At 45.6% G+C, this 26,525-nt stretch carries 26 protein-coding genes; 16 read left to right on the plus strand and 10 right to left on the minus strand.

Features of this window, described 5'->3' with window-relative positions; genetic code table 11:
* Nucleotides 1-356 precede the first annotated feature (356 nt).
* The 3 genes from L2744_RS14010 (at nucleotide 357) to L2744_RS14020 (ending at nucleotide 2,857) form a co-directional block, all read left to right on the plus strand.
* On the plus strand, nucleotides 357-1,850 hold the full coding sequence (locus L2744_RS14010; RefSeq protein ID WP_248992495.1) for an ATP-binding cassette domain-containing protein: 1,494 nt from the start codon (nucleotides 357-359) through the stop codon (nucleotides 1,848-1,850).
* Between the two features lie 201 nt (nucleotides 1,851-2,051).
* The gene (locus tag L2744_RS14015) at nucleotides 2,052-2,348 is read left to right on the plus strand and encodes a DUF134 domain-containing protein (protein ID WP_248992496.1); all 297 of its coding nucleotides are present in this window, start codon (nucleotides 2,052-2,054) and stop codon (nucleotides 2,346-2,348) included.
* Nucleotides 2,345-2,857 carry a NifB/NifX family molybdenum-iron cluster-binding protein gene (locus L2744_RS14020; RefSeq protein WP_248992497.1) on the plus strand — a complete coding sequence of 171 codons (513 nt, stop codon included), beginning with the start codon at nucleotides 2,345-2,347 and terminating at the stop codon, nucleotides 2,855-2,857. Before L2744_RS14015 ends, L2744_RS14020 begins: the two co-directional genes overlap by 4 nt.
* Before the next feature lie 19 nt (nucleotides 2,858-2,876).
* On the opposite strand, the gene L2744_RS14025 is transcribed toward L2744_RS14020, so the two are convergent.
* Both L2744_RS14025 and L2744_RS14030 read right to left on the minus strand, forming a co-directional pair.
* Nucleotides 2,877-3,224, minus strand: a complete 348-nt coding sequence (locus L2744_RS14025) for a thioredoxin family protein (protein ID WP_248992498.1) — start codon at nucleotides 3,222-3,224, stop codon at nucleotides 2,877-2,879.
* A gap of 46 nt (nucleotides 3,225-3,270) precedes the next feature.
* Complete coding sequence (locus tag L2744_RS14030) at nucleotides 3,271-3,912, minus strand: excalibur calcium-binding domain-containing protein (protein ID WP_248992499.1); 642 nt, start codon at nucleotides 3,910-3,912, stop codon at nucleotides 3,271-3,273.
* Nucleotides 3,913-4,265: 353 nt separating this feature from the next.
* Between L2744_RS14030 and L2744_RS14035 the strand changes: the two genes are divergently transcribed.
* The 10 genes from L2744_RS14035 (at nucleotide 4,266) to L2744_RS14080 (ending at nucleotide 15,860) form a co-directional block, all read left to right on the plus strand.
* Nucleotides 4,266-4,664 (plus strand): PadR family transcriptional regulator, encoded by a 399-nt coding sequence (locus tag L2744_RS14035; protein ID WP_248992500.1) that lies wholly within the window; start codon nucleotides 4,266-4,268, stop codon nucleotides 4,662-4,664.
* Nucleotide 4,665: 1 nt separating this feature from the next.
* Nucleotides 4,666-5,613 carry an HAAS signaling domain-containing protein gene (locus tag L2744_RS14040; RefSeq protein WP_248992501.1) on the plus strand — a complete coding sequence of 316 codons (948 nt, stop codon included), beginning with the start codon at nucleotides 4,666-4,668 and terminating at the stop codon, nucleotides 5,611-5,613.
* Nucleotides 5,614-5,931: 318 nt separating this feature from the next.
* Entirely contained in the window at nucleotides 5,932-7,968 is a 2,037-nt protein-coding gene (locus L2744_RS14045; RefSeq protein ID WP_248992502.1) for a TonB-dependent receptor, read from the plus strand.
* 204 nt (nucleotides 7,969-8,172) lie between these two features.
* Complete coding sequence (locus tag L2744_RS14050) at nucleotides 8,173-9,669, plus strand: alkaline phosphatase family protein (RefSeq protein ID WP_248992548.1); 1,497 nt, start codon at nucleotides 8,173-8,175, stop codon at nucleotides 9,667-9,669.
* 40 nt (nucleotides 9,670-9,709) lie between these two features.
* Complete coding sequence (locus L2744_RS14055) at nucleotides 9,710-11,350, plus strand: alkaline phosphatase family protein (RefSeq protein ID WP_248992503.1); 1,641 nt, start codon at nucleotides 9,710-9,712, stop codon at nucleotides 11,348-11,350.
* A 179-nt stretch (nucleotides 11,351-11,529) separates the two neighbouring features.
* Nucleotides 11,530-12,213 (plus strand): hypothetical protein, encoded by a 684-nt coding sequence (locus tag L2744_RS14060; protein WP_376711951.1) that lies wholly within the window; start codon nucleotides 11,530-11,532, stop codon nucleotides 12,211-12,213.
* Nucleotides 12,214-12,402: 189 nt separating this feature from the next.
* A complete protein-coding gene (locus L2744_RS14065; RefSeq protein WP_248992505.1) occupies nucleotides 12,403-13,233 on the plus strand; it encodes a helix-turn-helix transcriptional regulator in 831 nt (276 codons plus the stop codon).
* A gap of 111 nt (nucleotides 13,234-13,344) precedes the next feature.
* Entirely contained in the window at nucleotides 13,345-14,052 is a 708-nt protein-coding gene (locus L2744_RS14070) for a LysE family translocator (protein WP_248992506.1), read from the plus strand.
* A gap of 73 nt (nucleotides 14,053-14,125) precedes the next feature.
* Nucleotides 14,126-14,971, plus strand: coding sequence for a hypothetical protein (locus L2744_RS14075; protein WP_248992507.1), 846 nt, complete (start codon nucleotides 14,126-14,128; stop codon nucleotides 14,969-14,971).
* 160 nt (nucleotides 14,972-15,131) lie between these two features.
* Nucleotides 15,132-15,860 carry a phosphatase PAP2 family protein gene (locus L2744_RS14080; RefSeq protein WP_248992549.1) on the plus strand — a complete coding sequence of 243 codons (729 nt, stop codon included), beginning with the start codon at nucleotides 15,132-15,134 and terminating at the stop codon, nucleotides 15,858-15,860.
* A 63-nt stretch (nucleotides 15,861-15,923) separates the two neighbouring features.
* On the opposite strand, the gene L2744_RS14085 is transcribed toward L2744_RS14080, so the two are convergent.
* Entirely contained in the window at nucleotides 15,924-16,472 is a 549-nt protein-coding gene (locus tag L2744_RS14085; protein WP_248992508.1) for a DUF2799 domain-containing protein, read from the minus strand.
* Between the two features lie 559 nt (nucleotides 16,473-17,031).
* Here L2744_RS14085 and L2744_RS14090 point away from each other — a divergent pair.
* A complete protein-coding gene (locus tag L2744_RS14090; protein ID WP_248992509.1) occupies nucleotides 17,032-17,889 on the plus strand; it encodes a PA4780 family RIO1-like protein kinase in 858 nt (285 codons plus the stop codon).
* An 830-nt stretch (nucleotides 17,890-18,719) separates the two neighbouring features.
* On the opposite strand, the gene L2744_RS14095 is transcribed toward L2744_RS14090, so the two are convergent.
* Nucleotides 18,720-18,953, minus strand: coding sequence for a transposase (locus L2744_RS14095; RefSeq protein WP_248992510.1), 234 nt, complete (start codon nucleotides 18,951-18,953; stop codon nucleotides 18,720-18,722).
* Between the two features lie 640 nt (nucleotides 18,954-19,593).
* Here L2744_RS14095 and L2744_RS14100 point away from each other — a divergent pair.
* Together L2744_RS14100 and L2744_RS14105 are read left to right on the plus strand one after the other, a co-directional pair.
* Nucleotides 19,594-20,280: a YiaD family glycine zipper/OmpA-like lipoprotein gene (locus tag L2744_RS14100; protein ID WP_248992511.1), complete on the plus strand. Its 687-nt coding sequence runs from the start codon at nucleotides 19,594-19,596 to the stop codon at nucleotides 20,278-20,280.
* A gap of 224 nt (nucleotides 20,281-20,504) precedes the next feature.
* Complete coding sequence (locus L2744_RS14105) at nucleotides 20,505-21,329, plus strand: molybdate ABC transporter substrate-binding protein (RefSeq protein ID WP_248992512.1); 825 nt, start codon at nucleotides 20,505-20,507, stop codon at nucleotides 21,327-21,329.
* Nucleotides 21,330-21,478: 149 nt separating this feature from the next.
* On the opposite strand, the gene mgtE is transcribed toward L2744_RS14105, so the two are convergent.
* The 6 genes from mgtE to L2744_RS14135 all read right to left on the minus strand — a co-directional run bounded on the left by mgtE (nucleotide 21,479) and on the right by L2744_RS14135 (nucleotide 26,428).
* On the minus strand, nucleotides 21,479-22,843 hold the full coding sequence (gene mgtE / locus L2744_RS14110; protein ID WP_248992513.1) for a magnesium transporter: 1,365 nt from the start codon (nucleotides 22,841-22,843) through the stop codon (nucleotides 21,479-21,481).
* Nucleotides 22,844-23,077: 234 nt separating this feature from the next.
* Nucleotides 23,078-23,353, minus strand: coding sequence for an HPr family phosphocarrier protein (locus L2744_RS14115; RefSeq protein ID WP_248992514.1), 276 nt, complete (start codon nucleotides 23,351-23,353; stop codon nucleotides 23,078-23,080).
* Entirely contained in the window at nucleotides 23,340-24,194 is an 855-nt protein-coding gene (gene rapZ / locus L2744_RS14120) for an RNase adapter RapZ (protein WP_248992515.1), read from the minus strand. The genes L2744_RS14115 and rapZ overlap by 14 nt, the downstream gene beginning before the upstream one ends.
* Nucleotides 24,191-24,634, minus strand: a complete 444-nt coding sequence (gene ptsN / locus L2744_RS14125) for a PTS IIA-like nitrogen regulatory protein PtsN (protein WP_248992516.1) — start codon at nucleotides 24,632-24,634, stop codon at nucleotides 24,191-24,193. Before ptsN ends, rapZ begins: the two co-directional genes overlap by 4 nt.
* 2 nt (nucleotides 24,635-24,636) lie before the next feature.
* Nucleotides 24,637-24,924, minus strand: a complete 288-nt coding sequence (gene hpf, locus L2744_RS14130; protein WP_248992517.1) for a ribosome hibernation-promoting factor, HPF/YfiA family — start codon at nucleotides 24,922-24,924, stop codon at nucleotides 24,637-24,639.
* 28 nt (nucleotides 24,925-24,952) lie between these two features.
* On the minus strand, nucleotides 24,953-26,428 hold the full coding sequence (locus L2744_RS14135) for an RNA polymerase factor sigma-54 (RefSeq protein WP_248992518.1): 1,476 nt from the start codon (nucleotides 26,426-26,428) through the stop codon (nucleotides 24,953-24,955).
* Nucleotides 26,429-26,525 lie beyond the last annotated feature (97 nt).

A 26,525-nucleotide genomic window follows, 5' to 3' on the forward strand; every position in this document is an offset into this window, starting at 1 on the left:
AAATGAAGCAATAACATACCCTAAAAAACCGAACACAATTAATGATGTAACAGGTAATACCGGCCTTTGCAAATGCTGAGAGAGTATAAGGAGTTATAACTCCGAAGGGACAATAAGCAGCAAAGGCGCGGTTCTCATTAAGGCCAGAGAGCAAAGATTCTCACAAACAGGTCGGATATACGTACGCAGTATTACTTTCTGTTACTCATACAGTGGTTGATCTGTTCGAGGTGTCCATATATGTTCTTGCAGTGATTGGGCGCTCTTTTATGTAATACAAAGCTAGTGCCCTAGTTATAAAACTCTTAATTCAATGGCATAGTCAGTTTTATAACGTCATAAACAGAGGAAGATTGATGGGTGATGTCGCGCTGAACGAAGGCAAAGGTATTGGTATTGAGCAGTTGCGTTACGGGCGCGGTAATGATGTGCTGGTGGTTGATGCATGGCAATTACGCTCGATGGAACACTGGGCTATTTTTGCGACCGATAGCTACTCTGGCTCACTTCTTGGGCGGATATTATCGGGGGATATTAAACCGGACGAGGGGATTATTACTGGTTTACCGCAGCGTATTGGTTGGGTTTCCCTTGGGTTACAGCAAGCATTGTTAGAGCGAGAATTAGAAAAAGATGAGCTTGATTATGGTTCTAGTGTCGAGTCTTTAGTGCTGGAATGTTGCCAGAGTGCCCAACAATTAGAGCCATTATTACAACAGGTGGGGCTAGAACATTTACGTCTGCGAGGTTTTCGGCAGTTATCAACCGGCGAAACTCGGCGGGTGATGTTAGCGCGTGCTCTGGCAATGCAGCCGCAATTGCTGATCCTAGATGATCCCTATGCAGGTTTAGATAGCGAGCATCAGACGAGTCTGTCACAACTGCTTAGTGAAGTGGAAAAGTGCAGCCAGTTACTTATTATTACCTCTCGCCAAGAGGAACTGCCACCGTGCATTAGCCATGTGGCGCTGTTTAATACTGAAATGCTTAAATCTGGACTGAGCGTACATAAGTTGAGTTCACCTATGTCCATCGACGAGTGGCACAACCATCCCGTTATGGCACAGCTTAATGCATTATCGGCGCACCGAAGTGATGAGCTATTGACATTAATGGTGCGCCAACGCCATAGCGCAGAGGCATTTGATCCTTTAGTCGAAATTAAAAATGGCAAAGTGGAATATGTGAGTGGACTGATTTTTTCTGCTGTTAACTGGCGTATCGAGGCAGGACAACATTGGCAAGTTCGTGGTCCTAATGGTTGCGGTAAAAGTACTTTACTGGGGTTAATTTTAGGAGACCATCCCCAGTGCTATAGCAACGACATTACGCTATTTGGTCGTCCCCGAGGGAGTGGTGAAAGTATTTGGGAGATTAAACAAAGAATTGGTGTTGTTTCTTCCGCGCTGCATTTACAGTATCGAGTGAGTTGCTCAGCCCTCGATGTGCTAATTTCAGGTTTTTTTGACTCCATTGGCCTATACCATAAACCCACTAAGCCTCAACTTGATCTTGCTAAAGAATGGTTAGCCATTCTGCATATGAGTGAGTTAGCTAACACCAGCTTTAAGCAGCTCGATTATGGCCAGCAGCGATTATTGTTGATTGGTCGAGCGTTAATTAAAAAGCCCTTATTGCTAATTCTTGATGAGCCGTATCAAGGCTTAGATTTTATCAATCGAACCCTGGTCATGCGGGCGCTAGAGATGATTGCTCACCATCATCTGAGTCAGCTTTTGTATGTGTCCCATCATAGGGAAGATGCCCTGCCATCAATCAAACACTTTGTTGATTTTATTAAGCAAGGTGATGGTTATTCGGTGCAAATAACTCACTCCGTTTTCGGCTAACCTTCAAGCAACTGATCATTTTAGCCTTAGCGGGAGATAGACCTTTATAGATTTGATCTAGAGTGGTGTGAGCTACAACAAGGTTTTTGATCCCAAGGTAGGGAATAATAGTTTATGGCGTATGCCAAAAACACTTTGCAGTTTCTGTAAAGTATTATCAAAAACGAGTTATTAACTGATGCTGTTTAGGTGATTCTCTTTATGGCAAGACCCAAAAAATGCCGCCAACTATCGAGTTGTGTGCCCTGTAGCTTGTTTAAGCCCAATGGCATTCCTGCGGTAGAGTTAACCCACATTCAGTTAGAAGCCGATGAATTTGAGGCATTGGAACTAGGGGATGTACAAAGATTAAGCCAGCTCGATGCTGCAGCTTTAATGGGGATTTCTCGGCAAACCTTTGGGTATTTACTCGCCAGTGCCCGCAAAAAGGTGGCAACAGCGATTACACAGGGCCAAGTTTTGAGATTACCAAGCCAAGCAGACAAGGATTTATCATGATTATTGCTATGCCTATGAGCCGTGAGCGACTCGCTGCCCATTTTACTAAAGCTCAACAGATAGGCTTTTTTGATGAGCACCATCAACTGATTTCCTTAGTTGATAATCCCGCACTAGATGGCGACTGCAGTGCTAAAAAAGCGCTACTTAATCTCATTATTCAACAAAAAACCAATATTGTTATTGTGCAGCATATTGGTGAGCGTATGTTGGGTAAATTATTAGATTCTGGGATCAGTGTGAGTAAAGGTGAAGCGAATCAAACGGTCGCAACTTTATTGGCAAAAAGTACCGATCTTAATCTAAGACTGACGGATGCATCCCAAGGGCGAGCATCGCTCAAGCATGCTGCTAAGGGTGGATGCTGTCATGCTAATGACGGTTGTGGTTGTAGCGGTAAAGCAAAGGCCACACCTAGCTCCACGCACCTTATTGGAACACCTGCAGCACAGGTGAAACTTGATAAGTCAGTGCATTATGCTGGGTTTAGACCAGTGGGAAATAAATGAACGCAGCTTTTTATGTAGGTTATTCTTTGGCGATTAAAGCATAGGGGCGGGCAATCGCCCCTCTAATATCTGCCAATGAAAACACCTTAGAAAACCGCCCAAAGGTTTTACCATAAAACACACACTCCACTACAGGTAGGGAAAATACATTGTGGCTCGCGGCTATCTCTGCTTGAGCCTCGCAATCAATATAGGCCATACGCATCAACGGGAATTCTTGCGCTAACATGGCGACGATTTGCGGTTTTAAAGCCTGACATATGCCACAACTTGGCGCACCAAATAATAACAACACGGCGGCATGTTGCTTAAGCAGTACGTCGAGTTGCTCTGGCGCTTTAATGTGATGGATTGCGGCTGTGGGCATGGTTTGTCTTCGCTAATACCTGTTAAAAATAAAGATAATCATGGGATTAACTACACCACTGTCGCTCGCAGGGGATGCCATCGTTGTCGCCATCCATTTGTGTATTCGGGCAGTGATTAATGTAAAAAGTCGCTTCGGCGCAGGAGCGCATATGGCTGCAATGGGTTTTGCCCGTTTCACATTGGAATTGGGGTGTTGCTTGTATCTTTTCCTGATAAACGGGGCGCTGTTCAATCTCATCATTGGTGAGTACTGGAGCTTCATTTACGATAGGAGCTTCATTAAATGCTTGGTATTTTTTAAAGCCAAAAACACCTATCGCTATGATAATCAGCAGCGGGACTATTGTATTAACCGCGGATGTTCGTGAGCTATGTTGATGGGGTTTATCTTTATTAAAGCTATCGCGGGAATGAGGGCGTGACTTTTGGCGTGGCTCTTGATGTGAGATTGGGCTTGCGGCAAGAACGGCTACCCCTTCAATCGAGGCAATAACGGCTTTTCTCTTACCGTCATTTTGTACTTCCATTTGGTACAAAATGCTGTCGCCCACTTTCGGTTTTCTCGCCATCTTTTTTAACACTGAAATATGGATAAACACATTTTGGTCAGTGTTTTTATCGGGCTGAATAAAGCCAAATCCCTTTTCATCGTTCCAGCGTACCAGCACGCCTCTATCCATAAGCATTTTCTATGTCCTTAATGTATGCCGTTTTGCAGATATAGCCAATCTTAGGCTAATAAGTCAGCGATTCGATAGTGGCTGCTAAGTTACTCAAGCATAGTAGGTTTTGCAATTTTTTATCTTAGATTTGCCTATCTATAAGTCATTCGCTTTGGGTGTATGACCGCGGGGCGACTTGTGTTGTGTGCGGCAGAGATTGCATTTTTATAAATTCAATACAAACAATGGATTGTATCTATTTCAAACAAATCGAGTAAAAAGTGTGCATTAAATCTTGCATTATTACTGTGCGATGCATAGTATTTGCTGTGTAGCGCACAGTGTGTGTGACACAGTGTTAAGGATAGGAATGGACCATGACAAGTTCACAGCTAGTCAAAATGCGACTCGAGTTGCGCCGTGGGGTATTAGTGTTGGCGGTACTGGGATTATTAAAACAACCCCACTACGGCTATTCCCTGCGTAAACAGTTGCAGCAAGGCGGTATCGATATTGACGAAGGGACCTTATATCCCTTAGTGCGCCGCCTAGCCGATCAAGGATTGTTGGAGAGTGAGTGGCGACAGGCCGAAGGGCGTGAGCGTCGTTATTACCAATTGTCATTATTGGGGGCTGAGTTGCTCAGTCAACTGACCGATGAATGGCAGCAACTTAATGGCGCCTTGGCTTTTTTGTTGGAGCAAAGCGCTGACACCAATAGTGCTGATATCAACAGTTCTGATAAGAGCTCGGATATAAGTGCAGAGGAGGTTTGATATGGAATTAGTCGACCGTTATATCGCCGCGGTGCAGCGAGAATTGCCCGAAAATAAGCGCCAAGAAATTGGTCGTGAGTTGAAAGCCAATATTTGTGATCAACTGGACGCACTGTCTGAGCAGGGCAAATTGACCGAAGCGCAGACTGCTGAGGTGCTAAAGACAATGGGTCACCCACGCAAGGTTGCTCAGCAGTTTTCACCCTCAGCACCTATTGTTGCCATTGAGGATATCCCACTGTTAAAGCATACGCTTTTTATGGTGCTAGGCGTGTTGTTTGTGCTGCAAGTTGTCGGTGGAACCATGCAGTGGCTGGGGACTGCAGAGTCTAGTCTCGTCGGTTTTTTACACTATATTGCCGCGGGATTTATTGAAGATGCCAGCTTCGCTTTTACGGCTATCGTGCTGTCTTTTTGGTTGGTTTCGATGCAAGGAAAGACTGTGTCTGGTCGCCATTGTCAAAAATGGCAGCCACAAAATTTGCCTAAGGTTGGCCCTGCTTGGGAGCATATAAGTTTAAGTGATGTATTCACCGACCTTGCGACTTATTTATTTTTGCTATTAGTGATTTGGTCCTCGGTGTGGATGAGTAATGAACAATTGAGCACACCAACGGTGATGTTCAGTGCCAATGCTCAGCAATTACTCCAGTGGTTTACTCCAATTATTGTGCTTTCAGTATTTAATAGCTTATGGCAATTACGGCGTCGAGTATGGGCTGTTGAGTTATTAGTGGCAAATATTGGAATTAATGTTGCTTATGCACTGTTTTTATTGGTGCTTGCTTTTAGCTCTCCAATATTGCAAAGCACAAATGAGGGGGTGCAGAGCATAGCCACATTAGCCATGCTAGATAAAGGGTTGAGTTATTGCCTGATTATTGCGGCACTGTTTCCTAGCTATGAAAGTGTGCGCGATATCTTGCGATGCAGAAAATTAGCTAAATAGCGGTTCTGAACACTTAAGCTGACCTCAAGCGCAGACATGTATCGCCGCTTAATGGATCGCAGTATTGCCATTTATGGCGCGAAGGGGTTGCTTATAGGCATTCAATCTCAACCCCTATTTTGTGTCCCATAAAATAGGGGTTGTTTGTGGACAAATTGTCCATTTGATAAAAAATAATGTGCGACATGGCACATAAAAATGGCAAATTATTGTCACTATTTCGTTGTCCGAGTGTAAAAGTTTGATTTAGCGCAGTGTTTACTTTGTAAGCAAAGCGTTAGATCGGTGCCAACTATCATCAGCATTGGGATATGAAAGATGAAATTGGCAGTGTATTTTTTACCGTTTTTGGGGTTGTCCGGTACGGTTGTCGCGGATGATTTGGTTGATAATGTCGAGCGGCTTGAAGTTCGGGGCAGGCAAATAAATACCTTAGGGCATAGTACTTCTGCCTCGGAGGGGATTGTCGGCGCGGCGGAGATTGCGAGTCGGCCATTGCTACGAACGGGCGAGATTTTAGAATTTGTCCCAGGGATGATAGTTACCCAACATAGTGGTTCAGGCAAAGCAAATCAGTACTTTTTACGTGGTTTTAACTTAGACCATGGTACTGACTTTAATACCCGGGTCGAGGGTATGCCTGTCAATATGCGCACCCATGGTCATGGGCAAGGCTATACGGATCTTAACTTTGTGATCCCCGAACTTTTAGGGGAAATTCGTTATGCCAAAGGGGCTTATTATCCTGAGGTTGCCGACTTTTCTGGTGCGGGTGCCGCGCAGTTGATGCTCGCGGATCAACTTGCTTATAGCCAAGTTGGCCTCACCTTGGGTGAGTATGGTTACCAACGCCTAATGGCAACCCAAGAAATAACCACGGGAGTGGGTCGTTTTATTCTTGGCGCTGAGTTACAAGCCTACGATGGCCCATGGAAGGATATCGATGAAGATGTCAGTAAAGTCAATGTGGTTGCCCGTTATTTGACTCGACTCGGTGGTGGCGATTTAAGCGTCACTGTGATGGCCTATGACAATAGCTGGAATTCGGCGGATCAGATCCCGGAACGAGCAGTGGAGTCTGGACTCATCGATTTTTACGGCTCGTTAGATAAGGATGTGGGTGGCGATGCAAGCCGTTACAGTGTTTCAGCCAATTACGATGCGGGGGATTGGCAGGGAAATGTTTATGCTATCCGCTCGACCATGGATTTATTTTCTAACTTTACGTATTTTTTAAACGATCCCGTTCACGGTGATGAATTTGAGCAAGTGGATGAACGCACCCTTTGGGGCGGTGATATTAAGCGTGATTGGCATACATCCTTAGGCGGAACTCAAATTAATTACAGCCTCGGTGGTGATATACGTTACGACGATATCGGTGCGGTGGGTTTATACAATACCCAGGCGCGGCAAAGGCTAAGTACGGTCAGGCTCGATGAAGTACAGGAGTTATCAAGCGGTCTATTTGGCAAGCTCGAGTGGCTACCCGTAGAGCAATGGCGTTTTAATCTTGGGCTGCGTTATGACTATTTTGATGTTCAGGTTGATAGCGATAATCCCCTCAACAGTGGTGATGCCTCCGATGGCATGCTGAGTCTCAAAGCGGGTGCTTCCTATTTATGGAGTGACAATCTTGAGCTATATGTGAATGCGGGCCAAGGATTGCACTCAAACGATGCTCGAGGAACAACCATTCAAGTCGATCCTGTTAGTGGAGATGAAGTCGATAAAGTCGATCTTTTAGTGCGCTCTAATGGCGGTGAGTTCGGTGTCAAATACTACGATCGCGATTTTATTAACTTTTCTGCGGCAGTTTGGTATTTGCAATTGGATTCTGAGTTAGTCTTTGTTGGCGACGCAGGGAACACTGAACCTAGCCGAGCATCTGAGCGTTACGGCGCTGAAATAACAGCATATTATTGGGTTAATGATGATATCAGTCTCGATATGGAATTAGCGTGGACCCATGCCCGATTTACTGAAAATGAGTTTGATGAAGGTAAATACATCGATGGTGCTGTGCCTTTTGTCGGTAGTGCAGGGATAACCTATCGACCCGATGGTGGCCTGTATTCCAGTATTCGCATTCGATATCTGGGTGAGCGGGTGCTGGATAATTTTAATGAGCATAAGGCCGATGACACGACGTTAGTGAACCTTGCTTTGGGTTATAAGTTTGACCACTTTGACACTAAACTTGAATTGTTAAACCTGTTTGATAGTCAGGACCATGATATCGATTATTTCTATGCTTCGCGCTTACCCGGTGAAGCGGTCGAAGGCATCGAAGATCAGCATTATCATCCCGTTGAACCCCGTATGATTAGGGTGAGTGTGAGTTATCACTTCTAGCCTATATGCTTCACTTGCTGAATTTAACCCCTCATTGGCGGTTAAATTCAGCAAGATATAATCGTCGTTGACGCAAATCTGACATGTAACTGCAATTAAATCGCCATTCAAATTACGCTCGATCGTCATATTAATACTTGAGAATCGTGGCGCCTCTACAGGGAATTCCCTCATACACTCAATAATAAATCGGTGATGAACGTGATGAATATTAAACGGATCGCTGCAGCTATTTCCTGCAGTTTAATGACGGTTGTGGCCCATGCTGCAGTCTTACCCGCAACGCAAACAGATAGCCAATGGTTTAAAGATAGTGCAGCAAACGTGGCAGCTAAAGCCCAAGTTGAAACCCAAAAAACCGCTAAAAATGTGATTCTCTTTGTCGGTGATGGCATGGGTGTGTCGACGTTAACCGCTGCACGAATTTTTCAGGGGCAACAACAGCCAGGCAATCAAGGTGGTGAGGAAGGCTTTTTAAGCTTCGAGCAATTTCCACATACCGCATTGGTGAAAACCTATAACACTAACCAACAGACACCTGATTCGGCCGGCACTATGACCGCCATGACGACTGGGGTTAAGACTAAGGCGGGTATTATTTCGATTTCGGATACCAGTTTACGTGGTAACTGTCTGTCTTCTAAGGGGAATGAATTAGTGACTCTGGTCGACCTTGCCAATGCGAAAGGCTTATCGACTGGGATCATCAGCACGGCGCGCTTGACGCATGCAACGCCAGCAGCGGCCTATGCTAAATCTCCAGAACGCGATTGGGAAGGGGACGCAAATTTACCCGCCGAAGCTGTGGCCAATGGTTGTACCGATATCGCGAGCCAGCTTGTGATGCGCGATGAGGCCAATGCGCTAACTGTGGCATTAGGCGGTGGTCGTAGTTACTTCCTACCTAAGGAAATCACCGACGGCGAGAACAAGGCCGGTAAACGCAAAGATGGTAAAGATTTAACGAAAACTTGGGTCGATAGCTTTAGTAAAGCGGCCTACGTATGGGACAAGAAAGGCTTCGATGCCGTCGATGTCGCGAATACGGATCACTTGCTCGGTTTATTTAACCCATCACATATGGAGTATGAAGCGGACCGCGCCGACGATGTGGCGGGTGAGCCCTCACTCACAGAAATGACCACTAAATCCCTCGAAATGTTAAAGAAGAACGATAAGGGCTACTTGTTGATCGTCGAATCTGGCCGTATCGATCATGCTCACCATGCTGGCAATGCCAGCCGAGCATTGAGCGATGCCGTCGAGTTATCCAATGCCGTTAAGGCTGCGATGGATGCGACGAGCAGCGACGATACTCTGATCATGGTCACCGCCGATCATAGCCATGTGTTCACTATTGCCGGTTATCCAAAACGCGGTAACCCTATCTTAGGTTTAGTGCATAACGTCGATGGTTCGTTAGCGACAGCGAATGACAACAAGCCTTACACCACGCTGGCATATACCAATGGTCCTGGTGCTGTGGTGGGTGTTCGTGACGACTTAACCTCTGTCGATACGCAAAATAAAGACTTCATGCAACAAGCGCTTATCCCAATGGAAAGTGAGACTCACGCCGGTGAAGACATCAGCCTACATGCCAGAGGTCCAGGTTCAAATCTGGTTCAGGGCGTGATTGAGCAGAACGTGATCTTCCACATTATCAACCAAGCGCAGCAGCTTGGCGGCACTAAGTACTAATCAAGTATTAGTCACTGAGCCCTCACTTTTGGAGCAAAAAATGAATAAGAAATTACTGGTAGTCGCGATTTCAGCCATGCTGGGTTTAGCCGCATGCGGTAGCGATGGTGATAACGGCACTGCAGGAACCGATGGTTCAAATGGCAACAATGGGTCAAATGGTAGCAATGGTAAAGACTGGACCGCAGTCAATCAGTGGTATGTCGATGCACAAGCTCGCGTGACGAAAGCCGAAGGCTTAACCGTGAACAATGATGTTGGCGCCGCGAAAAACCTGATCCTGTTTGTGGGTGACGGTATGGGCATATCGACAATTACCGCCGCGCGTATTTTAGAGGGGCAGTTAAAGGGTAAAACGGGCGAAGAAAACGCCTTATCCTTTGAGACCTTGCCCTATGTTGGTTTAGCAAAAACCTATAACGTCGACGGCCAAACGCCGGATTCTGCTGGCACTATGTCGGCTATGGTGACGGGCGTTAAAACGGATGTGGGCGTGATTTCGCAGGCCGAAGGCGTAGTACGTGCTAACTGTGCCTCGACCAAAGATCAAAATCTAGTGACCTCCTTAGAGCTTGCCGCCATGGCGGGTATGGCTACAGGCGTGGTGACGACTGCGCGCTTAACCCACGCGACGCCTGCGGCAGCCTATGCCCATGTGCCGGACCGTGATTGGGAGGCGGATTCAAACCTGCCCGCCGAAGCAGTGACCAATGGCTGCAAAGATATTGCCGCGCAAATGCTGGACTTTAACTACGGCACTGGTCTGAACGTGATGATGGGCGGTGGACGCCGCACTTTTATTCCTAAGACGACTATCGATCCAGAAGGTAAAGCGGGTAAACGCAACGACGGCCGTGACCTAACGGCCGAGTGGTTGGCGAAATACACTAATGCCGCCTATGTACAGGACAGGGATAGTTTCCTCAATGTGGATGTGGCGAGCACAGATCATTTACTCGGTCTGTTCAACTCATCCCATATGGAATACGACTATGATCGCATTGATGCGGGGGTGACTGGTGAGCCATCACTGGCGGAAATGACGGCTAAGTCGATTGATATTTTGAAGAAAAACTCAAAAGGCTTCGTGCTGATCGTCGAAGCGGGTCGTATCGACCACGCTCACCATGCGGGTAACGCGGCGCGTGCCCTGCATGACACTATCGCCTTGTCTGAAGCAGTACGGGTCGCTATGGAAAAAACCTCGGCAAGCGATACCTTGTTAATGGTGACGGCGGATCATAGCCATGTGTTCACCATCGCAGGCTATCCCACTCGCGGTAACCCGATTTTGGGGCTAGTGAAGTCGAACGATGCCAATGGCGTTGCCGAAGTCACCAACTCCACCGATGCTAACGGTTTGCCTTATACCACAGTCGGTTATGCTAACGGTGCGGGTTATGCGTCGCTGGCAACGGGCGGTGACGAACGTTACAACTTCCCAGTTGATGCCGGCCGTAAGGATTTGAACTTCGTGGATACACAAAGCGCAGGATTCCACCAAGAAGCCCTAGTGCCATTAAGCGATGAGACCCATGCTGGTGAAGATGTGGCGATTTTTGCCCGCGGCCCAAGTGCCGATCTCATTCAAGGCACGGTCGAGCAGAACCATATTTTCCACGTGATGAACCGCGCGGCAAATTTGGTGGCTAAGGCCGAAGCGGCTATCGCGGCTAAGTAAACTTGACGCCGATGGTTAGCCCTAATGCTAGCCCTCGGCTTTTAGCCTAAGCGTTTACCAGAGCTTAGTTTTGCAAAGTTCAGCAAGAGAGAAATCGAATGAAAAACCGTCTATTGGCGCTAATCTTATCCAGTGTGCTTCTGCCAACACTTTCCCTATCAGCTACAGCACAGAGCCGCATGCTTGAGTCAAATAAAGGGACAAGTGTCGATTGTCCAACGCTTATTGCCGAACATTTAAAGGTTCAATATCAAGTGACTAATGGCAAGGGCCAACAGTGGGAGATGACGCTGATCCGCAATGGACAAGATTTTATTATTCAGCGCGATGCTGCCACTTTTGAACAATGGACGAGTCATGGTGAGTATGTGCGTTACTTTCCCGTTGAGAAACGCTCGGTCACTTATCGTAAGGGCGATCTACGGGCGCTGAATGTTCAGCACGATCGCGATCAGTTGTACCATGTGGTATCACCAAAACTGCAGACACACATGGTAAAAACACAAGTGCAACAACTGGGGTGTTTTGAGACTCAAGGTTTTGCGGGCAAGGTCAATGGCTTAGAAAGCCAGCTGCTTTGGATTGATACTATCGGCCTACCATACCAATTTACCTTAGGTGCAACTCAGCCGAATTTGGATTATAAGCTGGTGATCGTTGAGCCCTTTAGCGGTGATGCCTATAGCGCATTAACCCAAGATTTTCAGGATATCGACTTTGCCGATGTGGGCGATAGCGAGTCCGATCCTTTTATCGCTAAGATGATCAATCAAGGCTTTATCGAACATGGCAGTTCAGGTTTTTACAACAGCGAAGGTCAAGCGATTGAAGCTCAGGGCGGCCATGGAAACCATTCGCACTAATATGCTTGACTGAAACTCCCGCCTTAGCCTGCACCATATATAGTGGACGTTTTGGTGTGGGCTGTGGGTAATGCTGCTTAGCAGACTCGTTTCTGCAATTATTTACTATTCCCACGGTGGCAATGACGACTAGAATGCATATCTAACTGGATATGCATTACGGAATTTTAGCGGCCAAAGCCTCAAGTTATGAGTACTACAGCACCGATTGAAAACATCAACTATTGGCGTCATCCGAGCTTATCAGGTATTGAGTTGAGTCAGGCTAAGTTTACTCATTTCAGTTTTGATAAACATGTCCACTTGGATTATCACTTAGGCGTGGTTACCCAAGGCGTCCAGCAGTTTGTGAATAAGGGCAGCCGTTATCAGCTCGGGCAGCATAGTTTATCGACCTTAAACCCAGACGAAACCCACGACGGCCATAGCCGAGATGCCGAAGGTTATCGAGTTAAGGTGATGTCTATTCCCGTAGAATATATGAAAGAAGTGAGCCAAGAACTTGGCTTGAATGAGCACTTTTTTACTGCACCTATGGTGGATGACTCGATACTTTATCAATATTTTATTCAGCTACATGAGCTGTTAATTCAAGGCCAATGCACTGCGCTTGCTAGCGAGTCCCGTCTGCTGAGTTTTATTCACTTGCTGCTTGAACGCCATCCTAGCGGGATGATAAGGCTCAATTCGCCGCAGGGTTTATCGAAATTACAGCTAGGCTTAGTTAAGCAGCGCATGCACGATGAGCCTTGGCACAATACTCAACTTGAAGCCTTAGCCAGTGAAGTTAACTTGAGTAAGTTTCAGTTTTTACGCCAGTTTAAACAGGCAGCAGGGATGACGCCCCACGCCTATCTTAAGCGAGTGCGCTTAGAGCTAGCAAAAAAATCCTTATGCCATGGCACCTTAGTCGCTGATGTTGCGCAGCAGCTCGGGTTTTTCGATCAAAGTCATTTAAATAAAGCCTTTAAGCAAGCATTCTTACTCTCGCCAGTACAGTTCCAACGGCGCATGCTCTAGTATTGCTCCGTCTTTTCAAAAACTGTCTTGCGGTGCAATTTATTACAATGCAGTCTTTGCCTGAGCTGCGATACTGGCCCTCGTTGTTTTCATTCGCGGAGCCGCATTTCTATGGATTTATCCCTTTTACTGACCTTAGCCCTGATCCACTCCATCGCTTTAATTAGTCCAGGGCCCGATTTTGCTATTATGGTAAAGATTGCCACCCAGCAGCCGAGAAATACCGCCGTTGCCGCTGCGGTGGGGATTTCTGTGGCAATTTTAGCCCACACGATTTTGAGTCTAACGGGAGTCAGTCTTGTTATTAAGAGTTCGCACACTTTATATCTACTGGTTCAAATACTCGGTGCATCCTATTTAGCTTGGATGGGATTGGGGGCTTTGCGTGCTGCTCTAGCGATATTTGCAAAATCGAAACAAACAGCTGGTGTGAATGAATGGGCTGCTGAAGGCGCTAATGATAGCGGCAGCGCAAAAGCTACGGCGACGCTAGCGTCTTTAGGTACATATATGTCACCTAAGCAAGGCTTTTTAACGGGATTTTACACCAATTTATTGAATCCAAAAGCGTTAGTGTTTTTCTTAACCTTGTTTTCTGCGTTGATCACTCCCAGCGTGACGGTAAGCACTAAAGTTGCCGCCGCCATGCTGCTCTTGTTCCTGTCGCTGATGTGGTTTGGTTTTCTTGCGGTAATGCTGTCTAAGGCGTGGGTGCAACTCAAATTACAACGATTAACGCCGATTATTGATGCGGTAATAGGCGTTATTTTTATAGCAGTGGCGCTAGCGATTGTCTCAAGTTTGGTGTTTTCGGCTTGATGGAGTTTAAATCACTTGTGTTATTCTTGGTACTGGTTTTATTCGGGATGTTTTTGGATTTAAAGGGAAAAATATGGCGCAAGTGTTATGGATTCTCCAAATCATCTCTAGGGGAGTTGTGCAAATTCAGCGGCTCAATACTCAAATATTTCGTATGATATTACTGGGCTCATTAGGGGCGGCGATTAATGTCAGTGTAGTTAATGCGGCCGTTGCCGATACGCTTTTGCCACAGGAGTACATTCCGTTCGTTCAGGGATTTATTGATGCGGCAAAAGCACATGACCGTCAAGCTATTGCGGACTATATGGCCTATCCGGTAAAGCGTAAATATCCTATTCCTGCGATTCAAACCCACGGGGAAATGCTCGCACGTTTTGACCAAGTATTTGATCCAAAAATCCTTGAGATAATAGCTCAATCTGAGGTTGAGGCCGATTGGCAGACTATGGGGTGGCGCGGCATTATGTTGGGCCAAGGGACTGTGTGGATGGATTATGATGGCAAGATTATTCGTATCAACTATCAAACACCTGCTGAGGCCAAACTTAAAGCTGAGCTTATTGCTAAGCAAAAAACAGCTCTGCACCATAGCGTGCGCGAGTTCGTCAATCCTGAGCTCGTGTGGCAGACCGCGAAGTTTGTGATTCGAGTCGATAATATGGGTGATGATCAATACCGCTATGCTTCTTGGGCAAAGGGTAAGTTATTGAGTGAAAAGCCTGATTTAGTGCTTAATCAGGGCAAACTCGTGTTTGATGGTAGCGGTGGTAATCACGCATTTCAATTTACAAGTGGCCCATACCACTATCTTTGTGAGGTTATCGCCTTGGGTGAACTTGGCAGCCCTGTAGGTGAGCTAGTTGTGTTTAAGAATGACCAAGTATTGCTACGCGAACCAGTACTGAAAGCAGAGTAGTTCGTGTGTCAGTTTTAAGAAGAGCATTAAGCGATTTAGTTTAATGCTCTTTTTTATGGAGAGTCACTTAAGTTTTCGATAAGAATTTATCAATAGTCTGATGCTAAGAATCAGGCAATGGGATTGATGAATGCTTAACCATATAAAAAACAATGTTGGGATGACATTTATCAGCTTTATAAAAGGGCATTTATTGATGCCACTTTTAGGTTTTGCTGTGCTCATTTTGGTGCTTGAATTGACTGATGCCGATATTAATGTCGCGCGTATAGTATTCAACTGGCAGGGTGGTATCGATTCTTGGCCGCTAAGGGGTTACTGGTTAACTGAAAATCTTCTCCATGTGGCTGGGCGTAATTTAGTGATTTTACTTGCTTTAACCCTATTGTTGGCGGTTGGCTTCAGTTTTCGCTTTGACACCATACGTCCATATCGTAAGGGGCTAATCTATTTATTTTGCAGTGTATTGACTAGCGTATTGTTGGTCCGAGTAGGTAAAAATGTGACGCACATGACGTGTCCTTGGGATGTGATTGAGTTTGGCGGCAGTATGATGCATTCATCCTTATTTGCTCGCTTACCTGCAGGGGCTACATTTGGTCAGTGTTTCCCCGGTGGACATTCTAGTGGTGGTTTTGCTTGGGTGGCAACTTATTACGTGCTGCGGGAATACTATCCCCGTTACGCCAAAACCGGCTTATTGTTTGGTATTCTCCTAGGCATCGTTTTTGGGGTTGCGCAGGAGTTACGCGGCGCACATTTCTTGAGCCATGATTTATGGAGTCTGGCAATAGCATGGACGTCAGCAAGCTTGCTTTACTACGGGTTCTTTCTCTGGAATTACAACATAAAAATACATAAAACAGTTGATATAACTTGTGGCTGTTGATGTTTCATACTCGCGCGTTTCGCGAGTATGAACTTGCCAGCTGAACTACAATCTCTTTTGTGGTTAAAATTTAAACTTGAACCGCATATTCCCTTGGTGTAGACGTGATCTCTCATCTAAAAGATGGCTTTTCTCATTCAGCAGGGTATTTTTTTGCTTCAATAACTCGGCTTTGTCGGTGAGACTATTTAGTGTGTTATTGATACTGCTTATTTCACTATCGATAGCATTTAAGCGGTCGGCGATTTCTGCCAAACGCTTATTCACCAGATACTGTTGATGTCCTTGGTTGTAGCGTTCGACAAATTGGTTATCGCTGCAGACACCGTAGTAACTTTCACCTTCCAATCCCACGCGATAACCATTTTCAGGCAAACAATAATTGATGAGCCCTTGCTGATATCCTTGCTGCCACTGAGATGAATCCACTTTGAGATTAAATTCGTGGCAATCCTTTTGATACTGATTGAGCCTCGCTGCCGTCGCTCCTCTGTTACCGTCTGCAAGCCCAAGGGTATACCAATCGCTGCTGCTACATTCTTCAAGGGAGAGACTCGTGCATTGGGTGAGACACAGAGCGCCAAGTGCTGAGGCAAGGTTTAAGTAACGCATTCAGAAGATCTCAAGGGACACAGGTTGTAGAGTTGGATTAGAATAAGGACTCTGAAAGACGAGATCTAGTGATATATTTAGCTCTGATACGGTTATTTTGAAATGCAGGTAGCGTGCAAATGGAACCAAGTTAGGCGTTTGGGCTCTTAAATAAGCGTTGCTAATGATACTGTAGTAACCGAGTAAGCCGAGCTCAATAAGCAGTCCCTTCGCCTATGGAGGAGTTATGTGTGTTTGCGTTTGATATCGGCTTAGGTGTCGACTATTCGGAATCGCCATTGAGTTTATAAAATGATTTTTATCGAGAGGATTGGTGATTCATTTTTATGTTTTATATTAAGGTGTGATACAGGAATTTAGGGTTAGTTTTCAGAATGTTCACATACTCCAATCTATGATAATTCTGCTATTGCGTTCCCATTTTGCATGTTTTAGTTTTTACTTAATAATATTGTTTTTATCGAGAATCAACATAGCCCTTATCCGGCAGGAGACCGCTTTTATATGAAGATTTGTCCGCAGTATTCCATCTCAAGCCTAAGTAAGGTATAAGGGCGCTATGAAAACTCCGAAACGAATCCAACCTCTGGTTGATGAAGGACTGGTTGATGAGGTCATTAGCCAGTTAATGAGCGGTAAAGAGGCGACTGTGTACGTGGTACGCAGTGGTGATGATATTCGCTGCGCCAAAGTCTATAAAGAAGCGGACAAACGCAGTTTTAAGCAAGCCGTGCTTTACCAAGAAGGCCGTAAAGTTCGTAATAGCCGTCGTGCCCGTGCAATGGAAAAAGGTTCTAAGTTTGGTCGTGACCAAATGGAAGAAGCTTGGCAAAGTGCAGAGGTTGATGCGCTTTACCGTTTAGCCGATGCAGGTGTTCGCGTACCGATACCCTATGGTTGTTTTGACGGTGTGCTATTAATGGAGTTGGTGACCGATGCCGAAGGCAATGTCGCGCCTCGCTTGAGTGAGGTCTCTATGTCTGTCGAAAAAGCAATCCGCGACCATAACTTAGTAATGACCTACGTCAAGCGTATGCTATGTGCAGGTTTAGTCCATGGCGATTTATCTGAGTTTAATGTTCTCGTCGATAGTGAAGGGCCTGTGATTATCGACTTACCCCAAGCCGTCGATGCTGCCGCGAATAACCATGCTAAATGGATGTTAGCGAGGGACATTAATAATATGACCCAATATTATGGTCAATATGCCCCTGAATTACTCAAGACCCAATATGCCAAAGAAATGTGGGCCTTGTTTGAGGCGGGTGAGCTCAAGCCTGATACTCAACTCACGGGTGAATTTACGGAAGTATTGGCTGAAGCTGATGTAGGTTCTGTGCTTGAGGAGATCCAAGCCGCCTATGAGGAAGCGCAGGAGCGAAAACTGCGGATCCAAGAAGCGAATGAAGATTATTAGGTGGGTATACGATCCCACACAAAGGCGCTCAGAGTAGCGTCTTTTTTATGGGCAATGTTGAGGTTTGATGGTGACATTTGATGTATCACAGCCATCCTTGGCATACGCTCTGTTAAGAGATGGGCCTTCCTTGACCTTGTGAATAAAAGGACAAGACCAGAGAGAGAAATATGCTTTTGAGTTGGAGAGCACAATCCACATATTTAATCTTGGGGGAGACAACTCCCTAGAGTCTTGCCGAAACCTTAAAGCTAATTGTGTAAATCACAGCCCTCCTTGGCACGCCACACTCACTATAGCGCTAGATCTTCATTGATCTTGTGAATAAAAGGACAAGACCCAAGAGGTTAATATGTTCATGACTTGGGGGAGCACAATTCACATATTTAATCTTTGGGGGAGATAATTCCCTCTAAAGCCTTGCCGAAACCTTTGCATTGTCCCGTGTTTAACAAATCTTCCAATCTGTGTTGGCTCAATCAATAAAGCGACAGAGTCGGATAGTAAACAGCACATTTATTATTGTTATTTGTGCATCTACACCCAAGCCACCTCAAAATGCAAATCCTCCTGCATTTAGAGGTTGTTTGGGCATATATCTTAGGTCGTTGGGGAGCGATAATAGATACCCATCCGACTCTGCCTAAACTGGTTAACTTTTCTGCTTTCCTTCCACTTGTAAATTTAATCATTTGAATGACAAGGCCGGACACTAAAAAGGCGCTGTTATTATTTTTATTTGCACATCTTTCATATCGTTAGCGTCATCAGCAGGGCGATTTGCAATCTTGTCCGGCCTTGTCGAACTGGGCACTCTGAAAACCTTAAGGTTAACCGATAGTGCGTAATTCATTGTTAAGTTGCTTAATTCTTTTCTGCAGCTGGGCTATTTCACTTATGAGCGCATATTCTCTTTGCTGTGGTTGCAGATCGCTTTCCCTTACCCACTGGTATACTGCTTTAGCCGAAATACCGTATTGGCGAGCCACATCCGAGAGCAAGCGACCTTTGACTTTAACTTCGGTAATGACATCTAATTTGAGATTATTGTCTGCGATTCCCATAAGCGATCCCTCTTTACTACCTTCTAACTAAAAATCGATTTAACGGTTATGTATGTTCCTTGAATAGATTAGCGACGCTGCTCTAAATCCCACTGGCTGAGTCCAACATGGCGTAGATATATCCATTCATGGCGGCACAGTTTGATAAAGTTCATAATGCTTTTCATCTTTCGTCCTCAATACCCGTTGTGCTTTTAGGTATTTTATCTAGGTTAAAACGATTTAAGTGGCGCTCGAGTAACTTGTTTTTTTGTCCATTTCTCGCCTTACTCACTAAGTAGTATGTAAAATTCGTGCCAATATTCTAATTTTTTTATTTTTGTTTAAAATCATGATGTTATTGTATCGATTAAAACGCAGGATTTTTTAGTGCATGGCAAAAACGGTGCAAAGCGCACTATTTCAGTGCTTTTGTCCCAGCTTTATTTGAGGCGGTTGTGTAGATTTATCCCTGTATCTTTACTGACTAAATTACCGATTTATAAATTTGCGCGGCGATTAAAGATTATCTCTGGGAGGAATGCTTGTATACTGCGAGTTTTATAGTGTCCAATGCGGATCTACCTATATCATTGGCAGTGAGATCCAAGCCTTCTTAGTGGGCATTCACGTCATCAATCCTGTTATGAGGTTATTAACGATGAAGCGTTTTCAGGCAAATCGATTTACATCATCTAAGCTCGCCTTTGCGGTGATTATCAGCACGTTTGTTGTATCTGGTTGTACAACAGTTAATCCCTATAGTAACGAACAGCAAACGGCTAAAGCGACCAGTGGTGCCATTATTGGTGCTGTTGCGGGTGCAGCAGTGGGTGTCGTTTCCTCAAGTAAGAGTGACCGTGGTAAAGGGGCATTGATTGGTGCTGCATCGGGCGCAGCTGTGGGTGGTGGTATTGGTTATTATATGGATGTACAAGAAACCAAATTACGGCAGCAATTGGCATCCACGGGTGTGAGCGTGACCCGTAGTGGTGATAACATTATTTTGAATATGCCCAACGAAGTGACTTTCGGTGTAGATCAAACCGAATTAAGTGATGGCGCCTCACGGGTGCTTAATTCCGTTGCTCTTGTGGCAAAGGAATACAGTAAAACTCAACTTAACGTATTAGGCTATACCGACAGCAGTGGTTCAGATGCTTACAATTTGCGTCTATCACAGGTGCGCGCGAGTGAAGTGGCTAATTATCTAATGAGCAAAGGCGTAGCTGCTTCACGTGTTAAATCTAAGGGGATGGGAGAGGCGAGTCCAATAGCATCCAATGCAAGTGCTGAGGGGCGAGCGCAAAACCGTCGTGTTGAGATTGTATTAACACCTACGGGTTAATATCTGGTCAAAATGAAAAGTCGCCTGCGGGCGACTTTTTGTATTTAGTATTCATCGTTGAGACAATTTGTCCTTAGTAAGTGGAAGCTTGAGTGATCTGTACTGTAATTGTATCGCTTCCCTCGACCAGGTTGTGAGTTCTAGTTGATCTTCAAGGCTATTTCACGTGTTGTATGCCATATGTTGAGCAGGATGGCTATCAACACCTAGAGGAGAAGATCACAATGACTAAGAAAAATATACTCGTTGCCTTAAGTTTTTGCCCCGCAATGATGGTTTCGCTAGTGCAAGGAGCCCCTGTGACCACAGAGGTCCCCCCCATTGAACTGCGCGCTGCAGGTAGCTTAAAAGCGGCTATGAACGATATTATTACTGCCTACCAAGCCCAAACCAAAGGCACTGTTGCAGCGCAATATGCGCCGTCTGGTTTGTTGTTAAAGCGCATTCAAGAGGGCGAGCACGTCGATATCTTTGCTTCGGCAAATATGGATCATCCACAGGTACTTGTTGATGCAAGGCTTGGAGAAAAGGTGCAAATGTTTGCCCGTAATCAGCTCTGTGCTATTGCTCAGAATGGTGTTTCCCTAACAAGTACAACGCTATTGGATACACTGCTCGACCCCAATATTAAAGTTGGCACTTCTACGCCAAAAGCCGATCCGGCAGGAGATTATGCTTGGGCAGTGTTTGCAAAGGCGGAAGCCGTAAAGCCTGATGCGAAAGCCATCTTAGAAGCCAAAGCATTACAGCTGACGGGAGGGCCTGATAGTGCGAAACCACCCAAGGATCGTAACCCCTATGGTTGGGTAATGGAAAACAAGCAAGCGGATATATTTTTGACCTATTGCACCAATGCAGTGCTGGCTAAAAATGAAGTGCCCAGTTTACAGATTATTGATTTACCGCCAAATCTTGCTGTTGGAGCCGACTATGGTTTACTGATCTTGAAAGACAGTAGTGTCTCTGCCGCTCCTTTAGCGGAGTTTATTTTATCGGCTAAAGGGCAAGCTATTTTAAGCAGTTATGGTTTTCAACCACCCGTAAATTAAGCTTTAATGCGATTGGAGTAAGGCTCGCAGCAAGCAAATATTGCTGCAATAAAAACGGCGCAGTTACCTGTGCCGTTTTATGATAATTCTTTTTATTGCACCCTTTGGGGTAATGACTCTGTGGCTCGCCTCTTTTATTTCTGCGCCATTTAATTCATCAAATATAGGGTGGCGAGGCCAAGAAAGGCGAAGAGTCCTATCACATCTGTGACAGTCGTTAATACCATACCACCGGCTAGCGCGGGATCGATTTTGAGTCGCTTTAATACTAGCGGAATACTTGCCCCCGCAAATCCTGCGACCGTCATATTGATCAGCATTGCCCCCGCAATCAAGCTGGCGAGCCCGGTATCACCTTTCCAAAGGGATACGGCAACAAAGACCAGTATTGACCATAACAAGCCATTGATAAATCCAATTGCCAGTTCTTTACCGATAAGCCAGCGGGCATTACTTTGTCCAATATGTCCAAGCGCAATACCGCGAATAACTAAAGCAAGGGTTTGGTTGCCAGCGACACCGCCCATACTTGGGACAATCGTCATTAAGATCGCAATAGTGGCAAATTTCTCGATTGTACCTTCAAACATATTACTCACCGAGGCGGCAAGTAGCGCTGCAAACAAATTGATGGTCAGCCAAAGTGAGCGGCGAAAGGTACTCTTTAATACTGGGGCGAAGGTATCTTCATCACCATCCATCCCTGCCATTCCCATCATGGAATGTTCAGCATCTTCACGGATAACATCGACGACATCATCAATGGTGATCCGGCCAAGAAGCTTGTTGTCACTGTCAACAACGGGAGCGGATACCCAATCGTGACGCTCGAATAATTGGGCTACCTCACTGTCGGACATACCCACGGGAATGCTCTCAATGTCCGGATCCATAATGTTGCGGATAGGCGTGTTGGGATCGCAGGTGAGCAGATCCGCAAGTCTGACACCGCCGAGCACTTTGTCCTGTTTATCGACTACATATAGGGTATCGGTGGTATCAGGGAGGTTGCCCCTTTGACGCAGATAGCGTAGCACGACATCGATATTAACGTCTGGCCTTAGGGTGACTGTATCTGTATTCATCAAGCTGCCAGCCGTCTCATCTGGGTAGGATAGAGCCTGTTCCACCCGCTGGCGATTCTGTAGGCTCATCGACTGTAAGACTTGCTTATAAACAGTATCTGGCAGGCTTCGCAGAATATAGGCGAGATCGTCCGTATCCATGCTAGCGGTCGCCCTAGCGACTCGCTCTGGACTCATGGTGCTGATCAGTGGGTCTTTTAACTCTTCACTCAGTTCGTCGAGAATATCCCCTAACTGTTCGTGGTCTATTAATTGCCATAGGACTTGCCTTGCCTTTGGCGGGGAAGATTCGAGGATTAAAGCGATATCCGACGCCGCCATATTCTGTAGCATTTGCCGCACATGGACAAACATACCGCTGCTAAGGGCTTTGCTCAGTTGGTCGAGGCGATGTCCGACTTGATGACTATCTGAAGCTTCTACGGGCATTTGTCCTCCATAGTACGGTGAGAGAAACGGATAATTTAGGTACTACTTTCACTTATTGTGAATGTAGTCTAGTAAAGGTAATGAGCTTGATCAGAGGACGTCGGAGCCATATTGTAAGTGAGCGTCACAGGGGACGTCGAGCAACAAATGAGTGCCGAGTGATTTGATATCAACTAACTGAAATAAACAGTGAACAGTACAAAAGGAATAGGCTAAGTGGAGCTTAACTTAAAGCTAGCAAGCTTCGTCAAATTTAGCATCGATTAATGCACAAATAGCATCGAGCGCAGGTTTCGCATCTGGGCCTTGCGCAATCAGCTTGATGGTTTTTCCCATGCCAGTTTCAAGCATTAGCAGGCCAAGAACGCTTGCCGCAGAAGCTTGTTTATCGCCTTGTATCAAGGTTATTGTCGCATCAAACTCGGAAGCCAGTACCACCAGCTTAGTGGCGGCGCGGGCGTGTAAACCGAGCTTATTACAGATGGTAATCTGACGTTCAAGCTTTGGCATGATCTAGCTCTCGATGACGCGCATTGACCTTATGTTTACCATTACTGAACCGTTTAGCTAGTTGTTCAGCCACATAAACCGATCTGTGTTGTCCACCGGTACAACCAATAGCAATGGTTAAATAACTGCGATTATTACGCTCAAGGTGGGGTAGCCAGGTTTCCAGTAGATTTTCAATCTGCCATATAAACTTGTTCACAAGGGGTTGGCGATTCAAAAATTCAGCCACAGGTTCATCTAGACCAGTCAGTGGGCGCAGTTCCAACTCCCAATGGGGATTAGGTAGAAAGCGCACATCAAACATAAAGTCGGCTTCAGTAGGCATACCGTGTTTGAAACCAAAAGATTCAAAGTTGATGACTAACTCTTTATCGACACTGCCAAGGAGAATATGTCTTACTTGATCGCTCAAATCATAGATATTTAAATTCGAGGTATCTATGTAGTGATCCACCAATTTAGACATAGGTTCGAGCAGCTTACCTTCAAGCTTAATGGCCTCTTGTAGTGATACTCGGCTTTTAGATAACGGGTGAAGGCGACGTGTTTCGCTGTAGCGTTTAAGTAAAACTTTATCGCTGGAGTTGAGGAAAAAGCTAGTAATCTCAGTACCTACGGGCAGGTTAGAAAGTTGCTGAACAAGCACTTTATCTTGCTCAGGCATGTTACGCACGTCGACACTAATGGCGACAAGATCGTTGCTCCCTTTAAGTTGTTCAAGCAAACTGCCTATTAGTGGCAAGGGAAGGTTATCGACACAATAATAGCCGAGATCCTCAAGTACCCTAAGGGCGACAGATTTGCCTGAGCCGGAGCGGCCTGACACTATGACAAGTTTCATCCAGTGATTACCTGATAGAGTTCCGTTTCATCATGCGTCTTGCGCAATTGTTTTAATATTTGCTTGTCACTTAGCTTTTCAGCCATGCAGGACAAGGTGCTTAGGTGCTGTTGGCATTGATCCGCCGGCACTAGCAGTGCAAATAAAATATCAACAGGTTGCTTATCTATAGCATCGAAAGCTATCGGTTCCTCACATTTTACGAGTATCGCAATGGGTTGTGTTATATCGGGTAATCGACCATGTGGAATGGCGATACCGTTACCTATACCTGTGCTCCCCATCTTTTCGCGCGCCACAAGGCTTTCGAATATCTCTTGAGATGAAAGGGTTGGGTACTGGGCAGCGGCTAAGTCACTGATGAGTTCCAGTACCTTTTTTTTACTGCCCGGAGTGGCGCAGGTAGTGCACTCCGGCCGCAGTATGGTACAAAGTTCCATTATTAGTGTTTTGTTAACTTCTCTTTGTGTTTAATAACCTGACGATCAAGCTTGTCGATCAGGACGTCTATGGCAGCATACATATCAGTATGCTCTGAAGTTGCAAAAACTTCACCACCAGTGAGGTTGATTCGCGCTTCGGCAATTTGTTGCGTTTTCTCAACATTGAGTACAACGTGCACATTATGGATCTGTTCGAAATGGCGTTCAAGTTTTGAAAATTTTTCCTCTACATATGCCCGTAACGATTCAGTAATTTCGATATGGTGTCCAATGAGCTTTATTTGCATAGAAACGTCCTCCGATATCCATAGTAGGCTATAAACTTTTACGCTGATTGGAAGGGGGAATAAGCATCGCTTCTCGATACTTCGCAATGGTTCTGCGCGCAACATTTATTCCCTGTTCTGCCAGAAGTTGTGCCATCTTGCTGTCGCTTAATGGTTTTTTCTGGTTTTCCGCGGCAACCAATTTTTTAATAAAGGCTCTGATTGCTGTGGATGAGCACTCACCGCCATCGTCAGTCCCAACATGGCTTGAGAAGAAGTATTTTAGTTCAAAAAGCCCCTTAGGGGTATGCATGTATTTCTGAGTTGTGACCCGTGATATGGTGGACTCATGCATTTCAACGGCTTCGGCTATATCGTTAAGTACCATAGGTTTCATGGCTTCTTCACCGTATTCGAAGAATCCTTGTTGGTATTGAACGATACAATTGGCCACTTTGAGTAAGGTGTCGTTACGGCTCTCTAAGCTCTTGATAAACCACTTGGCTTCCTGTAGATGGCCGCGAATAAATTGACTATCTGCTTGGCTTTTTGTGCTGCGTGCCATGGCGGCATATTGCTGGTTTACATTGATTTTTGGCATGCAATCGGGGTTGAGTTCTACGACCCAACGGCCATTTTTCTTCGATACTGACACATCTGGGATGACATATTCTTCATCCATGGGGGTGATTAATAAACCCGGGCGAGGATTCAGTGCTTGTATTAGTGCTATACCATCCCTAAGTTCATCTTCTTTTAGTTTGGTTTTACGCATTAACAGCCTAAAGTCGCGTGCGGCTATCAGATCCAGGTGATCTTTGATCAACATGCGGGCATTTTCTAGGTGTGGTGTGTCCGGTGAAAAATGGGATAATTGGATCAGCAGGCATTCGCTTAAGTCTCTTGCGGCAACACCAACAGGATCAAAGTGTTGAATGCGTTTAAGCACGGCTTCCACTTCGTCCAACTCTATCTCAGGATTTCCCATCGCTTCGAGAATATCTTCAGTGCTTTGGGTGAGATAACCTTGGTCATCAATGGCATCAATAATGGCGGTGGCAATAGCAAGATCGGTTTCAGAAAAGGGGGTGAGGTTTTTTTGCCATTCTAAATGTTCGTATAAGCCTTCGCTGGTTTCACCTTGAAAGGGCATATCGTCTTCTCTACTGCCGCCCGGCCCTGAATTGGGTGAAGCGGTGAATACTTCATCCCAAGTCGTATCCATGGGCAGTTCGTCTGGCATGGACTCTTTGGTCAAGGATTCTGCCGTATCAACGGTAGAGCTATCTTTCTCCGGTGGCAGGGGGCTTGATTCGCTGAAATCTGTATCTGATAAGTTTTGGTTGCGTTCAGTGGGTGCGTCAAATTGCTCATCTTCCAGCTCAAGAAGAGGATTAGAGTCTAAGGCTTGCTGGATCTCTTGCTGTAATTCCAATGACGAGAGTTGCAACAGACGAATCGCCTGTTGTAATTGTGGCGTCATGGTTAACTGTTGGCCCAGTTTGAGCTGGAGTGACGCTTTCATGTTACCGCTGATCCCTACGTTATTATTTTTGAATGAGGCCGCTTGTTATCAGTTTGAGTGGAGCCTAGTGGCAATAATTTTCATACCATGGGCTCCG

The sequence above is a fragment of the Shewanella profunda genome (genome assembly GCF_023283765.1).
Classification (GTDB): Bacteria; Pseudomonadota; Gammaproteobacteria; order Enterobacterales; family Shewanellaceae; genus Shewanella; species Shewanella profunda.

What these genes read in the sequence shown, in the direction of transcription:
- L2744_RS14010 (WP_248992495.1), top strand. Translation starts at nt 357, where the DNA reads ATGGGTGATGTCGCGCTGAACGAAGGCAAAGGTATTGGTATTGAGCAG.
- L2744_RS14015 (WP_248992496.1), top strand. Translation starts at nt 2,052, where the DNA reads ATGGCAAGACCCAAAAAATGCCGCCAACTATCGAGTTGTGTGCCCTGT.
- L2744_RS14020 (WP_248992497.1), top strand. Translation starts at nt 2,345, where the DNA reads ATGATTATTGCTATGCCTATGAGCCGTGAGCGACTCGCTGCCCATTTT.
- L2744_RS14025 (WP_248992498.1), bottom strand. Translation starts at nt 3,224, where the DNA reads ATGCCCACAGCCGCAATCCATCACATTAAAGCGCCAGAGCAACTCGAC.
- L2744_RS14030 (WP_248992499.1), bottom strand. Translation starts at nt 3,912, where the DNA reads ATGCTTATGGATAGAGGCGTGCTGGTACGCTGGAACGATGAAAAGGGA.
- L2744_RS14035 (WP_248992500.1), top strand. Translation starts at nt 4,266, where the DNA reads ATGACAAGTTCACAGCTAGTCAAAATGCGACTCGAGTTGCGCCGTGGG.
- L2744_RS14040 (WP_248992501.1), top strand. Translation starts at nt 4,666, where the DNA reads ATGGAATTAGTCGACCGTTATATCGCCGCGGTGCAGCGAGAATTGCCC.
- L2744_RS14045 (WP_248992502.1), top strand. Translation starts at nt 5,932, where the DNA reads ATGAAATTGGCAGTGTATTTTTTACCGTTTTTGGGGTTGTCCGGTACG.
- L2744_RS14050 (WP_248992548.1), top strand. Translation starts at nt 8,173, where the DNA reads ATGAATATTAAACGGATCGCTGCAGCTATTTCCTGCAGTTTAATGACG.
- L2744_RS14055 (WP_248992503.1), top strand. Translation starts at nt 9,710, where the DNA reads ATGAATAAGAAATTACTGGTAGTCGCGATTTCAGCCATGCTGGGTTTA.
- L2744_RS14060 (WP_376711951.1), top strand. Translation starts at nt 11,530, where the DNA reads ATGCTTGAGTCAAATAAAGGGACAAGTGTCGATTGTCCAACGCTTATT.
- L2744_RS14065 (WP_248992505.1), top strand. Translation starts at nt 12,403, where the DNA reads ATGAGTACTACAGCACCGATTGAAAACATCAACTATTGGCGTCATCCG.
- L2744_RS14070 (WP_248992506.1), top strand. Translation starts at nt 13,345, where the DNA reads ATGGATTTATCCCTTTTACTGACCTTAGCCCTGATCCACTCCATCGCT.
- L2744_RS14075 (WP_248992507.1), top strand. Translation starts at nt 14,126, where the DNA reads ATGGCGCAAGTGTTATGGATTCTCCAAATCATCTCTAGGGGAGTTGTG.
- L2744_RS14080 (WP_248992549.1), top strand. Translation starts at nt 15,132, where the DNA reads ATGACATTTATCAGCTTTATAAAAGGGCATTTATTGATGCCACTTTTA.
- L2744_RS14085 (WP_248992508.1), bottom strand. Translation starts at nt 16,472, where the DNA reads ATGCGTTACTTAAACCTTGCCTCAGCACTTGGCGCTCTGTGTCTCACC.
- L2744_RS14090 (WP_248992509.1), top strand. Translation starts at nt 17,032, where the DNA reads ATGAAAACTCCGAAACGAATCCAACCTCTGGTTGATGAAGGACTGGTT.
- L2744_RS14095 (WP_248992510.1), bottom strand. Translation starts at nt 18,953, where the DNA reads ATGGGAATCGCAGACAATAATCTCAAATTAGATGTCATTACCGAAGTT.
- L2744_RS14100 (WP_248992511.1), top strand. Translation starts at nt 19,594, where the DNA reads ATGAAGCGTTTTCAGGCAAATCGATTTACATCATCTAAGCTCGCCTTT.
- L2744_RS14105 (WP_248992512.1), top strand. Translation starts at nt 20,505, where the DNA reads ATGACTAAGAAAAATATACTCGTTGCCTTAAGTTTTTGCCCCGCAATG.
- mgtE (WP_248992513.1), bottom strand. Translation starts at nt 22,843, where the DNA reads ATGCCCGTAGAAGCTTCAGATAGTCATCAAGTCGGACATCGCCTCGAC.
- L2744_RS14115 (WP_248992514.1), bottom strand. Translation starts at nt 23,353, where the DNA reads ATGCCAAAGCTTGAACGTCAGATTACCATCTGTAATAAGCTCGGTTTA.
- rapZ (WP_248992515.1), bottom strand. Translation starts at nt 24,194, where the DNA reads ATGAAACTTGTCATAGTGTCAGGCCGCTCCGGCTCAGGCAAATCTGTC.
- ptsN (WP_248992516.1), bottom strand. Translation starts at nt 24,634, where the DNA reads ATGGAACTTTGTACCATACTGCGGCCGGAGTGCACTACCTGCGCCACT.
- hpf (WP_248992517.1), bottom strand. Translation starts at nt 24,924, where the DNA reads ATGCAAATAAAGCTCATTGGACACCATATCGAAATTACTGAATCGTTA.
- L2744_RS14135 (WP_248992518.1), bottom strand. Translation starts at nt 26,428, where the DNA reads ATGAAAGCGTCACTCCAGCTCAAACTGGGCCAACAGTTAACCATGACG.